This window comes from Runella sp. R0.1_18, from assembly GCF_057652155.1.
Genome location: NZ_JBYFCK010000012.1, coordinates 84,792 through 98,800, shown reverse-complemented (window position 1 = coordinate 98,800; position 14,009 = coordinate 84,792). Strand labels below are relative to the sequence as shown.

Sequence of the window (14,009 nt, the reverse complement as noted above, 5' to 3'; positions counted from 1 at the left end):
TTAAAAAATAAAGCGGGAAGAAAACTACCCGCTTTAGTGTTCACTTAGCCTATGAGTAAAACATTTATTTTAAGAGCCACATAAGGTCGTTTATGTCGTCTTTGCCAGTAAACTGTGAGGAAAGGGAAGAGGTATAGTTAGTTACGTTGGTGGTACGCTCGGTCGCAGGGTATTGCCAGCGTTTGGGGATACGACCACTGTTACCAGTGCCTACACCTGTCAGAAAAGTAGGAATGCCCGTACGGCGTTGATTATAAAAAGCTTCTAAACCAGTGTTTTGGAAAAACGAGATGTACTTTTGAGTTATAATTTGGTTCAGACCAGCTTCGTTGTTGCCAGCGTATTTTACCAACGCTCCGTCGAGGTAAGTAGTAAGCGTTGTGGCATCCACAATCCCATAATGACTCATCGAAGCCTCAATTCCCTTTTTATACCAAGTGGCGGCATCACCAGTAGCCCAACCACGGTTGATACCTTCGGCGATGTTAAAACAAAGTTCAGGATAGCCAATAATGAACATGGCTTCACCCACATCGTTAGAATAATACCGAGAGCGCTTCTGAAATGAATATTCACCTTTGAGTACTTTTGTACTCATGTCGGCCAAGTCTTCACCCGAAGAGGCGCCAACATAAGCTTCGTAGTCGGTAGCTTTCAAGCCTGCGTTGATTTTGGCTTCGGCAGGTTCGGCAACGACAAAAACGCGCGGGTCTTTGCGGGCTACGAGCAAATCTATGTACGTCTTGGCCATGTTCTCACGCGTGGCATTGAAACCAAAGTTGGATGGATTGCGGGGGTATTTGTTGAACGTATTGAACGTATATTGCAAGTTGTCGCCCATCGTTGATTGAACTGGGAACTTGGTCGGGTTGCTGAGCATTTCGGCAAAACGCTGTTTTACTTGCAACTCACCGTCAGCATCTTTGCTACTTAGACTTATCAATACCCTCATTTTGAAGGAATTGACTGCTTTTTGCCATTTTACAAGGTCATTGCTTAGGTAAATATCACCCGATAAATTGCGGTCACCTTTGGCGATAAGAGCGGCTAATTCATCGTTGGCGCTGTCTAACCACTTCAATACCTGAACGTACACCGCTTTTTGGGAATCATACTTTGGCGTTGGAGAATCCAATCCTTTGAGGGCTTCTGTCATCGGAATGTCGCCCACGCGCTTTGTCATATTTTCAAAGAAATAGGCCCGAAAAAATTTGCCCAAAGCACTGTAAGGATTTTGTTCGGGTAATCCTGCTCTTTTGGCTTCCTCTTCCATCTTTACAACGTTCTTAATTGTAAAGTAGTAGAGATCAGTGGTTGTCCAAGAATACTCGTTGGTCGCGTAATAGTTGTAGTTTGAGCAATAATACTGGTTCCAACGCGCTTTGTCACCCCAAGCAGCTCCTGAGTTTACAACATTGTTCATGTCGTTCAAAACACCGTTAAATACCAACGAAGCAGGTGCGTTGACTGGGCGGTTCGGGTCTTTTTCAAGGGTTTCAAAGTTTTGGCACCCCCCTAATCCCCAAAGTGGGAATAATAACAGAAGTCTAAAAATATTTTTCATGAGTATAATGTCTTAGTACGAATCCCGAATTTGCTTATTGGGGGGTTAGAATGTTAAATTGATGTTTACTCCATAACGACGCATGGTCGGTGTTTGAAGGTCAGAACTTCCTTGTGAGCCGTTGGCAAACTGGTCGAGGTCAATGTCTTTCTTTTCAGCAAAATACAATAGGTTACGACCTACTAAAGAGATACTTGCTTGCTTAAAGAAGGTTTTTTGCAACAAATTTGAAGGTAAGTTGTAGCCGATGACCACTTCGCGGAGTTTTGCAAATGAGCGATCCATTAAGTTTCCACCGTTAGGGCTATAACGACGGCTAATGTAATCTTGTAGGAATTGCTTCGTGGTATTTGGAGTAAACTGAAGCTCGCCATAATTAGTAATATTACCATCAACATCGTATTTGATAGCTACATTATTGGAAACTACCACACCTTCGCCAACGTATGATTTTACGCCTTTGTAATCTTGGAAACGGGCCTCACCCATCGCGCCTTCTACGGTGGCAATGTGACGACCTCCACGGAAGGTCTGACGCTGAATGTAGTTGGCAATGACACCACCTACACGCCCGTCAAATTGGAAGCTGAAATTCCAGTTTTTGTAGTTGAAACGGTTGTTTAAGCCCCATACCCAATCTGGATTAAGGTAGCCGAGGAATTGGCTCACAGGGTTGATGATTGGGCGTCCACCCGCATCATTGATCAATTGGCCATCTTGCGTACGAATAAACGTTTGGTCGTAATAGGCATCGGTGCGATCCCCAACTTTAAGGAATTGATTCAAGCGCTCAACGCCTGGATAAATTTCAGTTAAACGCTCTTTGAAGGTGGACCAGTTGGCTAAAATTTCCCAATTCAATCCATTCAGATTCTTAATGGGCGTACCAGTTATTGAAAGTTCAATCCCTTTTTTCTGGGTCTTGATGCCGTTTACCAAAGCCGCCGAATACCCCGTTGTAGTAGAGAGTGGCAAGTTAAAGATACGAGGGCCGTCGTTTGAAATAAAATAGGCAGCATCAAAAGAAAGGCGATTGTTCAAGAAACGAATGTCGGCTCCAAATTCAGTTTGAGAAGTAGAATTGGGCTTAATTTGAGCGTTGTTGAGCGTGTTTGTAAAAAATGCCGCAGGTTGGTTGTTGTATGTCAATGGAGTACTGTAAACTGCGGAGTTTTGGTAAGTTGGCCCGTCGTACGAAGATGTGTAGGAGTCGCCGTAGCCCAAGCCGATACCTGAGAACGATGAAGAGGTTAAACCATCTTTAACGTTGGCATACGACCCACGCAACTTTAGAAATGATATTGGGCCTAAGTTTTGAACCAAGTCAGAAACTACAAAACTTGCAGCTACCGAAGGATAAAAGAACGTGTTATTCCCTTTAGGAAGGGTAGATAACTGGTCCATGCGCCCCGTGGTAGAGACCGTTAGTAAGTTTTTGAAGGAGAAGTCTGCCGAGTAGTAGGCCGAATTTACCCCCATAGCCGAACGGAAATTGCTCATTTTAACAGGGTTGGCTGAGTTGGCAAAACTGTAAACACCTGGTACGTTGAGGTAATCAGTGGTAGTGAAATTATAGTTGAAGTTGAAGGTACGGATATTTCCACCCACAAAACCATTGACAGAAAAATCATTGCCAATTTTTTTATCAATTTTTACCAATAATTCGGTGTTATTGTCAAACAAATTGCGCTGGTCTTCGCGATAGTCGCCACGGCGTTCGTCGCGTCCGTATGTACCCATCGAAAACGGGAATTTTTCGGTACGGAGGGTATTCCACGACGAGACTTGGGTACGCAGCATGGCTTCGATACCGTTCGCAATTTGGTATTTCATCGCCACTTGACCCACAATGTCGGTTTTATTGTGTCCCCGCAGCCACTCATACGCCATAAAGTATGGGTTGTTATAACGCTGATATTCGGCGTAAATTTGCTGTACACCCTCCTTACCAGGCTGCCAATAATTGCGCATGTCGTCGATGTTCCAATCGGCACCCGCCCAAATGATGATGTTGTAAATCATGGAGTTAGGGCCATAGTTTACGTCAGGGAAGTTGGGTGATTGTTGGCGGTTGTACTGCAAGTTTGACTCAAAAGAAAGTTTGTTGCTAAACTTATAATCAAACGAGGTGTTGAAGGTAGAGCTGTTGAGGCGGGTGTTAGGTACAATCCCTTTTTGATAGGTGTTCGACAACGAGAAACGGGCGTTGTACTTGTCGCCTGATGCTGATACAGCAATGTTGTTGGTTGATAAAACGCCTGTTTCTAAATATCTCTTTAAGTTGTCAGTTCCGCGAGCTACCCACGGAGTAGGGATTCGTTTGCCAGTTGCAGCGTCGATAGGGCTATCATATTGAGGAATGAGTTGCCCTTCAAATTTTGGCCCCCAAACGTCATAATCTCCGTCGTTTTTACCGCCACCACGACCATCCACAAACTCATACACACCGTGGTCGCCAGGGCCATATTGGTCTTGTACTTTCGGAATGGCGTTGAATCCATTGTCAAACATGGTCGAAGAGTTAAAATCAACCGCAAAACCACGTTTATCTTTAGAGCCACGCTTGGTTGTAATCAAAATAGCGCCGTTTTTGCCACGGAAACCATACAAGGCCGATGCGGATGCTCCTTTCAATACAGAGTAGCTTTCAATGTCGTCGGGGCTGATGTTCCAAGTATCAGAGTTGATAGGTACACCATCCACAACGTATAAAATATCCGTATTACCACGAAGTATCACTTGTGGCCGACGGAGCATTTCGGCGCTCATTCCAATCGTTAAACCTGCTACTTTCCCCACCAGACCTTGTACAGCGTTGGGTTCGCGGGCTTTGATTGTTTGGCTTGCGTCGATTCCTTGGATAGAAACCCCCGTGCGGCGAACGTCCTTTTTGATACCAAGTGCGGTTACAACAATTTCATTCAGTTGACGAAAATCTTGCGCCATCGAGAGATCAATAACCGTACGATTTCCCACCAAAATTTCTTTTGGAGTATAGCCAACAAACGAAAAAACCAAAGAGGCATTGGCAGGAACATTCAAGCGGTATTTGCCTTGGGCATCAGTATTTGTGCCTTTGTTTGTCCCTTTAATAACGATACTGACGCCAGGGAGTGGGGTGTTATTTTCGGCGTCGGAAATGTAGCCTTGCACAGCAATGTCTTGTGCAAATACCGTGGTACAAAAACAAAGTGCTAAACAACATAGCACCCAGATTTTCTTCCCTAAAATTGGGGGTAGAGCTTGTAACATAAGTACAGAATGGTTAATTGTAAGAATGAAGAAGAGTTTGTGTATTTTAGGCCACAAAGTAAGAATGTGGATGTTACCTCATGATTAATGGAAGATGAAGGATGTATTAAGAATTTTACAAAAGTTAAACTTTTGAGCCTTGGCGCAATTAGGTAGAAGAAGTGTTTTTTCTGTATAATATCTTGTAAGACAGTATATAGATGTTTTTTAGGGCTATAAATCTGCTTTTTTGGAAAAACCCTTTTTTGTTAAATTTAACTAAACATTAATGAAGGCAATTGTTAACTTTGTTTAGTAATATTATACCTTTGTTATTTCAATTAAGTCACTAAATGAAAAATGAGTATTAATCAAATACAATTGGTTGTTTTTGACATGGCTGGAACGACCATAGACGAGCAAAATGCCGTATATAAGGCCATTCACCAAGCGCTTAATGAAGCGGGCTATAACTGCTCTTTAGAATTAGTCTTGGAAATTGCGGCAGGTAAAGAAAAATTCCAAGCCATAAAAGATGTGATTACGCATCTAAATAACCATGTCCCATCCGACACTGCGGTGGAGGCTGTACACAAAGATTTTAAGCAAAAGTTAGATACTGTGTATGCCAGCGGTATCGCCTGCGCCATGCCCGATGCCGAGGAGGTGTTTGAAGAGTTACGTGCCAGAAACATAAAAGTAGTGCTCAATACAGGTTACTCGCGTGAAGTGGCTACTTTATTGATGCAGCAGTTGGGGTGGTCTGTTCCACAAACGGTTGATGCCCTGGTGACAGCCTCCGACGTGACCCAAGGCCGCCCGCATCCCGACATGATTTTGGAAGCCATGCGCTTGGTAGGCGTACGAGAGCCCAAAGCAGTAGCCAAAATCGGTGATTCGGGCATTGACCTTGAAGAAGGCCACAATGCAGGCTGTGGACTCGTGGCGGGTGTTCTCACTGGCGCACAAACCCGCCCTCAACTCGCTACGGCAAATCCAACCCATATTTTTGAGCATTTGACGGAATTATTGCAAGAAATCTGATGTATTAGTTTTGTTTTCACTTGCCTCGTCATGACGATTGGCACATTTACTTAATTTATGCAAAAATTTGATTTAATTGTGGTGGGAAGTGGCATCATGGGCACGTTTCATGCCTATCACGCAGCTCGTCAAAACAAGTCGGTCTTATTGCTTGAAAAAGATAACTTTCCCGTTGGAGCTACCGTCCGTAACTTTGGGCAAGTGGTGCCTTCGGGGCTGTCGGGACGGTGGTTTAATTATGGACAACGCAGCTTAGAATTATACCAAGCGTTACAATCGAAGGTGGACCTGACCGTTCGTAACAATGGTTCTGTCTATGTGGCGTCTGACGACGACGAATGGCAGTTGGCCAATGAACTGTATGATTATTACCAAAAAATAGGCTACACCTGCGAATTATTAAGCCGCCAAAAGTGCCTTGAAATCTATCCTTACTTACGACCAAGCTATCCCGTAGGAGCATTATTTTTTCCGCAGGAGTTGAGTGTCGATTCTCCTGTATTGATGCAGCGATTGTTGGGGTATTGTAAGGAACAAATTGGCATTACTTTCCTTAACAATGCAACGGTGGTTGATTGCCAGAGTGCCAACGGAAAAGCCACGGTACGCTTGGCCAATCGGCAAGAATTTGAGGCTGAAAAAGTGCTGATTTGCAACGGTCACGAATTTAGGATGTTGTATCCCGAATTGTTTGCCAACAGCGGTTTGATCGTTAGCAAATTACAAATGATGCAGACGATACCTTTTCCTAATTTATCAATGAAAGGGAATATTCTAACTGGCTTGACCATCCGCCGTTATGAATCGTTCCAACAAATGCCTTCGTATGCGTCAATGGCTACTCCTGAGCATTATTCCGAGCTCAAAAAGTGGGGGATTCACGTGTTATTCAAACAAGCCGAAGATGGTTCGGTGGTGATAGGCGACTCGCACGAGTACGCAGATGCACAACACGTAGATGACTTAGGCTTTCATACAACCGATTATGTTAATGGGTTGATTATCAGTGAAGCTGAGCGAATTGTTAATTTTGAGGTGGACAAAATTCGTACGACTTGGGCAGGTTTTTACAGCCAAACTACGGAGGAAATCTATGAACGTCAAATCGACGATCATATCCAAATTATCACAGGGATTGGGGGAAAAGGTATGACTTCAAGCGGTGGTTATGCAGAGGAAAGTATATCAAAACTATTTGGTAAAGGGTAGTATGGTAGGCAAATATTACCTTCCCAAAAACAAAAGACCGCGATATGGAGAGCTCTTGGGATTGGTAATTATTTGGTAGGTATATGTTCCTGTAGGTATGGGGGTGTCGTTCATTTTTCCGTCAAAAGCTGATTGGTACAAGCCTTTGTGGTAAAAAATGGTTTCACCCCAGCGGTTAAAAATAGTTACTTCTGCTTCTGGATAATCCTCCAATCCTCTGATTTGCCACGTATCGTTTACGCCATCTTGATTGGGACTGAAGGCGTCAGGAATATAAAGTTGGGTATAAACAACGATATGGATACTATCTTCGGCCACGCACCCTGATGGCCCCGTGGCTTTTACGCGGTAGGTGGTGGTGGTGGTGGGGCTTAGTTGCGGAGTGGCACTGGAAGTGTCGTCTATGCCATTAGGAGGTGTCCATTGGTACGAATAGCCCACACCAAGACTGGCATTTACTGGTAGCGAGTTACCTTTGATGAGGGTTTGTGAGGGACTAAGTTCTAGCTCAGGGGGAGGGGCAATCGTAACTATTTGTTGTGCTTCGCCGTTCATGCAATCAATGGCTCCTTTCACGGTATAAGTAATCGTATGCTGTCCTAAACCCGCACTTTTAGGGTCAAATTGGTCAGAAATTACCCCATTTCCCGTAAAAATACCACCAACTGGCGTTCCTTTGAGGGTAACTATGTCGTGATTAGCTCCGCAAAAATCAGGAATCTGGGTCAGGCTAACCACAATTTTTGTTACAGTTTCAACCTTAAATACGCTTGAAGTGGCTACGCAGCGATTGGTATCCTTAACCGTCACTGTATAGTCCCCTGCTTCGGCTACATTGACTATGTTTTTGGCTACATTTTGAATTATTTGCCCGTCTTTTTTCCATTCAAAAGTTTTGAGATCTTTCCCTTGTGCAGTCAAAATTAAAGAAGCTCCTGGACAAATTTGATTTCCTGGAGAGGAAATTGATACCACTGGGTCGTCGTACTGTACCACCGAAATTTGGTTTGACTCTGTCGTGCATCCGTTGGGAGACGTGACTTTGACGGTGTATGTACCAGTTTGTGTGACCGAAATGGAATCTTTGATGCCATTGATTTCTTGTCCGTCGCGTAGCCAACGGTACAGATAGGTGCGTCCTTGGGTGGCTTTGAGCGTTACTTTCTCGCCTTTACAAAACCCAGCGCGAGATGTGCTCAAATCGGCCTTAGGAGGTGTGTAAGTGATGGCCGTTAATGCCCCAGATACGTTGGCGCAATCGAAACCATCAACAACTTTGAGGGAATAAACACCCGTTTCAATGGCATCAAAAACGTTGCTAGTCGCACTAGGAATGGGCTGATTTTCAAAATACCACTGATATTTTAAGGAACCGTTTCCGCTAGAATTACTCGTTAATTTTATGGTACCTTCCTTGCAGGGTACACCAATTGGGTTACCTGCCGAAATGCTGACCAACGGTTTGGAATTGGTCGTTATGACTAAGGGAGAGGAAACGATGGGAAGGGAGCAAAGCGGAGAACGAACAATACAATGGTAAGTGCCTGATTGGTTGCCACGAACTACCAAAACTGAATCCGCAGCATTGGGTACATCTACGCCACCTTTTTGCCACGTGAATGTACTGCCAGGCGGGTAGTTTCGCGCGTTGATTTGGACTAAACTGTCCTGACAAACCGTTGTAGAACTAGCGACTGATGGGCGCTTTACTTTTGATACAAAAAGGGTGGGAGGGGTAGTGCAATCAGCAAAGGGAGCGGGTTCATGGGCATGAAGTAGCCTTGATGCCATGCACCACAACGTGAAACATACTAAAAGAAGCCGACCACGCATTGAGGTAGAAAGAGTTGCTTTACCCAAAATACAGGAAGATTGGAAATATACTTATCGGTACAGATTAAACGCGGTTCTTGGAGTCAATCAGAATGGTCACAGGGCCGTCGTTGAGGAGTGCTACTTTCATATCAGCGCCAAATTCTCCCGTTTGAATGGGTTGGCCTAATTCCTGTGAAAGTTGCTGAATCATTTTTTCGTACAAAGGAATAGCTACATCGGGGCGGGCGGCATCGATGAACGACGGGCGGTTGCCTTTTTTGGTGCTGGCGTGAAGGGTAAACTGGCTGATAAGTAGAATGTTACCGCCAACGGTTTTGATGTCAAGGTTCATCTTTCCCTCTTCATCACCAAAAATTCGCATTCCTACGATTTTTTTTGACAACCAATCAATGTCTTCTTGGGTATCAGCATGGGTAATTCCCAACAAAATCATAAAACCTAAGTCAATTTGGCCTTTGACTTGCCCCTCGATAGTGACGGAGGCTTCGGTGACACGCTGAATGACTGCAATCATAGAAAAAATAGCCTCGGCAGAGGCGCAACATTTGTAAGCTAGATTAAAAGATATAGAGAAATTCAAAATAGCCTCGTTAGAGGCGCAACATTTGTAGGCGTAAATAAAAAAGTCGGGGTGGAAACACCCCGACTCATCAACTAATCATAATTCAAAACAGGCGCAAGCCATTTTTCTACTTCTTCGAGCGGCATTCCTTTACGAACGGCATAATCTTCCACTTGGTCTTTGGCAATTTTTCCGAGGGCAAAGTACTTGCTGTCGGGATGCGCAAAATACCAACCACTGACCGAACTCGCAGGGTACATGGCAAAACTTTCCGTTAGTTGAATCCCTACTTGTGCTTCGGCGTCCAATAACTCAAACATGGTGCGCTTTTCGGTATGGTCGGGGCACGCTGGGTACCCTGGTGCTGGACGAATCCCTTGGTATTTTTCGGCAATCAACTCCTCGTTGCTAAATGTTTCGTTTTGGGCATATCCCCAATATTCTTTACGAACGCGTTCGTGCATCAATTCAGTGAAAGCTTCCGCTAAACGATCGGCTACGGCCTTGAGCATGATGCTGTTATAGTCGTCGTGGTCGGCTTCGTATTTTTCCAACAACGCTTCGATACCAATTCCCGCTGTTACGGCAAAAGCTCCGATGTAATCGCTCCCCTTGCTTCCACTTGGGGCGATAAAATCGCTCAAACAAAGGTTAGGTAAGTTGGCTGCTTTCTGATTTTGCTGGCGCAAATTATGGAGTCGAAGCGTCTCGTTTTTTTGTAACACCGCTGGCCAAACCCCCATGCGCTCGTCAGGAGCCGCTACACTTCCCTTGCGAGAAGCAGTTGGCTGGGTAAGCACAATGTCATCTTCCACCGAATTGGCAGGATAAAAACCAATGACGGCATTGGCCTTGAGGGATTTATTTTTGATGATGTTGGTTAACATGGCATTGGCATCATCGTACAATTTTTTTGCTTCTGCCCCTACCGTCGCATCGTCAAATATTTTTGGATACTTCCCGTGCAACTGCCACGTTTGGAAAAATGGCGTCCAATCAATGTACTTCGCGATTTCTTCCAACGGATAGTCGTGGAAGTACTTATTGCCCAGAAATTTGGGCTTCACTGGCTCAAATCCTGCCCAATCAATTTTCGTTTTATTGGCTCTTGCGGCTGTAATCGACAAAGCTTCTTTTGCTTGTTGGCGTTTGGCGTGGTCTTCGCGAAGTTTGGCGTATTCTTTCTTGATGTCGGCTAATGTGTCGGCGTAGGTTTGTTCGTTTTGCGTCAACTTTCCAGCTACTGGCACCGCGCGACTCGCGTCCAATACGTGAATAACAGGCCCAGTATAGTGCGGGTCAATTTTCACGGCAGTGTGAATGCGAGACGTAGTAGCGCCGCCAATCAACAAAGGCATAGTAAAGCCTTGGCGCTCCATTTCTTTGGCAACACCCACCATTTCGTCTAAGGAAGGGGTAATCAAGCCCGAAAGCCCGATGATATCAACGTTATGTTCTTTGGCCGCCGCTAAAATTTTATCAGTTGGAACCATGACCCCAAGGTCGATGATTTCGTAGTTGTTACAGCCAAGTACTACGCCCACAATGTTTTTCCCAATGTCATGGACGTCGCCTTTTACCGTGGCCATCAAGATTTTCCCAGCCGCAGCGGCGCCGCCTGCTTTATCGGCTTCGATGTAAGGGGTTAAATAAGCCACGGCTTTTTTCATTACCCGCGCCGATTTTACTACTTGCGGCAGGAACATTTTTCCTTCCCCAAACAAATCTCCCACGACGTTCATGCCGTCCATCAAAGGCCCTTCAATCACATCTAGTGGGCGACTTGATTGCTGACGCGCTTCTTCCACATCGGTATCGATGTATTCAGTAAGCCCTTTGATCAACGCATGTTCCAAACGTTTTGACACAGGCTGGTCGCGCCAAGCGTTATCAATAACTATTTCTTTTCCTTTCGATTTTACCGTTTCGGCAAAAGCCAACATCCGCTCCGTTGCGTCAGGACGACGATTAAGAATGAGGTCTTCGCAGTGCTCCAACATTTCTTTTGGAAGGTCATCATAAACCCCCAACTGACCAGCATTCACAATTCCCATGTCCATCCCCGCCTTGATGGCATGGTACAAGAAAACGGTGTGAATGGCTTCACGCACGGGCTCATTGCCACGGAATGAAAACGAAACGTTGGAAACCCCACCGCTCACTTTGGCGTACGGTAAGTGTTCTTTAATCCAACGGGTTGCGTTGATAAAATCAACGGCGTAGTTATTGTGTTCTTCGATACCCGTACCAACGGTAAGGATGTTTGGGTCGAAAATAATGTCTTGTGGAGAAAAACCTACTTTATTGACTAAAATCCAATAAGCACGTTCACAGATTTCGATACGACGCTCATAGTTGTCGGCTTGACCCACTTCATCGAAGGCCATTACTACCACCGATGCTCCGTAGCGTTTTACTTTTTCGGCTTGTTCGATAAACTTCTCTTCCCCTTCTTTCAACGAAATAGAGTTGACAATGGCCTTCCCTTGCAAACATTTCAAACCAGCCTCAATCACCTCCCATTTGGACGAATCCACCATGAAAGGAACGCGGGCAATATCTGGCTCGGCCATGAGCAAGTTACAGAAGCGTGTCATGGCTTGTACGCCGTCAATCATCCCTTCGTCCATGTTGATATCGAGGACTTGGGCACCCGTTTCTACCTGCTCGCGGGCTACTGAGATGGCTTCGTCGTATTTGCTTTCACGAACCAAACGAGCAAATTTCTTAGAACCTGTTACGTTACAACGCTCACCGATGTTCACGAAATTGGTTTCTTTCGTGATTTTGAGGGGCTCAAGTCCTGAAAGTTTCTGAATATGGTCGTTTTCGGGTAAATCACGAGGCTCGTATTTGGCAGCGATTTCGGCAATGGCCTTGATGTGCGGTGGCGTTGTTCCGCAGCATCCTCCGATGATATTGATAAAATTATCTTGAAGAAACCCTTCCACAATCGTTGCCATTTCGGCAGGCGATTGGTCGTATTCTCCCATTTCGTTGGGCAAACCAGCATTGGGGTGAGCCGACGTAAAGAAAGGAGCTTGGTTGGCCAAGGTTTGCACGTAGGGGCGCATCAAGTCGGCTCCCAACGCACAGTTGAGACCAATTGAAAGCAAAGGCATGTGCGAAACCGACGTCAAAAACGCTTCTGTCGTTTGTCCCGACAAGGTTCTTCCCGAAGCATCCGTAATCGTACCTGACACCATGATGGGCAATTCAGGTTTTTGGTTTACAGTTTTTGGTTGAAAACTTCCTTGAATTGGGCGAACAGTTCCTTTTTTTACGTCTGAGAAGTATAAATCAATCGCATATAACGCCGCTTTGGCATTGAGCGTATCAAAGATGGTTTCGACCAAAAACAAATCAGCACCACCGTCGGCAAGGGCTTGAACTTGTTCGTAGTAAGCATCCACTAATTCGTCGAACGTAACGGCGCGATACCCTGGGTCATTGACGTCGGGCGAGAGAGACGCCGTACGGTTGGTGGGGCCAATTGAACCTGCCACAAAACGAGGCTTATCGGGGTTCATGGCGGTGTATTTATCACAGGCTTCCCGAGCCAAACGTGCCGATTCGTAATTAAGCTCATACACCAAGTCTTCCATGTGGTAGTCGGCCATGGCGATGGTTGTCCCACTGAAGGTATTGGTTTCGATGATGTCGGCACCTGCTTCGAGGTAAGCCTCGTGGATTTCGCTGATAACGTCGGGGCGGGTCAACGACAACAAATCGTTATTGCCTTTGACCTCGTGTGGGAAATCTTTGAAGCGTTCGCCACGGTAATCGGCATCCGTCAAATTATAACGCTGAATCATCGAACCCATCGCGCCATCAAGCACAAGGATTCGCGATTTGAGTATTTCTTGAATAGGTGGTTGTTGCATTGAATTTGGAAAAATCGTCATCTTAGGATTGTACAAAAATAACGCAAAACGAAGTGATAACCTGATTCGTTAGACGATTATTGGAGATAAAAGCATAAAATTAGATTTATTTTATACTTTTGAAGCAATAAATACTATAGAATGCCCTGAAGTGATAAAGGCATCATACGCGAAATAGATAAAATGTCTAGCTCCTTTTTCGGTACAAAATACAACTATGTTAAAATTAGACACAACCGACCGTGGCCTTTTGCGCTACCTTCAACAAAATGCGCTCTTAACGACCAAAGAATTGGCCGCGCAACTCAATCTCTCCTATACGCCTGTCTATGAGCGCGTAAGAAAGTTGGAAAAAGAAGGAATTATCAAAAAGTACGTGGCACTCGTCAATCGCGAGAAAATAGGTCGTAACCTGATTGCGTTCTGCAACGTGTCACTCAAAGAACACAGCCGCGCCAACGGCGAAAAGTTTGTGTCGGCCGTGATGACTTTTGAAGAAGTGATGGAATGTTATAACATTTCGGGAGAATACGATTTTATGTTGAAAGTGGTTGTGAATGATATGCCTGAATATCAGCGCTTTTTGATGGAAAAACTGGGTTCGCTCGATAGTATAGGAAACACCCACAGTATTTTTGTGATGAGCGAAATCAAGCACGAAACCGCCCTGAAAGTATAA

Annotated in this window: 8 protein-coding genes; 3 read left to right on the top strand and 5 right to left on the bottom strand. The window is 45.0% G+C overall.

Annotated features, from left to right (window positions below):
• Window positions 1-64: 64 nt before the first annotated feature.
• On the bottom strand, window positions 65-1,564 hold the full coding sequence (locus AC23P2_RS20110; RefSeq protein WP_487774859.1) for a SusD/RagB family nutrient-binding outer membrane lipoprotein: 1,500 nt from the start codon (window positions 1,562-1,564) through the stop codon (window positions 65-67).
• Between the two features lie 45 nt (window positions 1,565-1,609).
• A complete protein-coding gene (locus tag AC23P2_RS20105) occupies window positions 1,610-4,816 on the bottom strand; it encodes a SusC/RagA family TonB-linked outer membrane protein (protein WP_487774858.1) in 3,207 nt (1,068 codons plus the stop codon).
• Window positions 4,817-5,155: 339 nt separating this feature from the next.
• Between AC23P2_RS20105 and AC23P2_RS20100 the strand changes: the two genes are divergently transcribed.
• The gene (locus tag AC23P2_RS20100; RefSeq protein WP_487774857.1) at window positions 5,156-5,839 is read left to right on the top strand and encodes a phosphonatase-like hydrolase; all 684 of its coding nucleotides are present in this window, start codon (window positions 5,156-5,158) and stop codon (window positions 5,837-5,839) included.
• 57 nt (window positions 5,840-5,896) lie between these two features.
• On the top strand, window positions 5,897-7,048 hold the full coding sequence (locus tag AC23P2_RS20095) for a TIGR03364 family FAD-dependent oxidoreductase (RefSeq protein WP_487774856.1): 1,152 nt from the start codon (window positions 5,897-5,899) through the stop codon (window positions 7,046-7,048).
• Between the two features lie 15 nt (window positions 7,049-7,063).
• Here AC23P2_RS20095 and AC23P2_RS20090 read toward each other — a convergent pair whose 3' ends face one another.
• From AC23P2_RS20090 to metH, 3 genes are all read right to left on the bottom strand, one after another.
• A complete protein-coding gene (locus AC23P2_RS20090) occupies window positions 7,064-8,839 on the bottom strand; it encodes a T9SS type B sorting domain-containing protein (protein WP_487774855.1) in 1,776 nt (591 codons plus the stop codon).
• A gap of 106 nt (window positions 8,840-8,945) precedes the next feature.
• On the bottom strand, window positions 8,946-9,398 hold the full coding sequence (gene dtd / locus AC23P2_RS20085) for a D-aminoacyl-tRNA deacylase (RefSeq protein WP_487774854.1): 453 nt from the start codon (window positions 9,396-9,398) through the stop codon (window positions 8,946-8,948).
• Between the two features lie 140 nt (window positions 9,399-9,538).
• Entirely contained in the window at window positions 9,539-13,330 is a 3,792-nt protein-coding gene (metH, locus tag AC23P2_RS20080; RefSeq protein ID WP_487774853.1) for a methionine synthase, read from the bottom strand.
• Between the two features lie 217 nt (window positions 13,331-13,547).
• Here metH and AC23P2_RS20075 point away from each other — a divergent pair, with 217 nt between their 5' ends.
• Window positions 13,548-14,009, top strand: a complete 462-nt coding sequence (locus tag AC23P2_RS20075) for an Lrp/AsnC family transcriptional regulator (protein ID WP_028526538.1) — start codon at window positions 13,548-13,550, stop codon at window positions 14,007-14,009.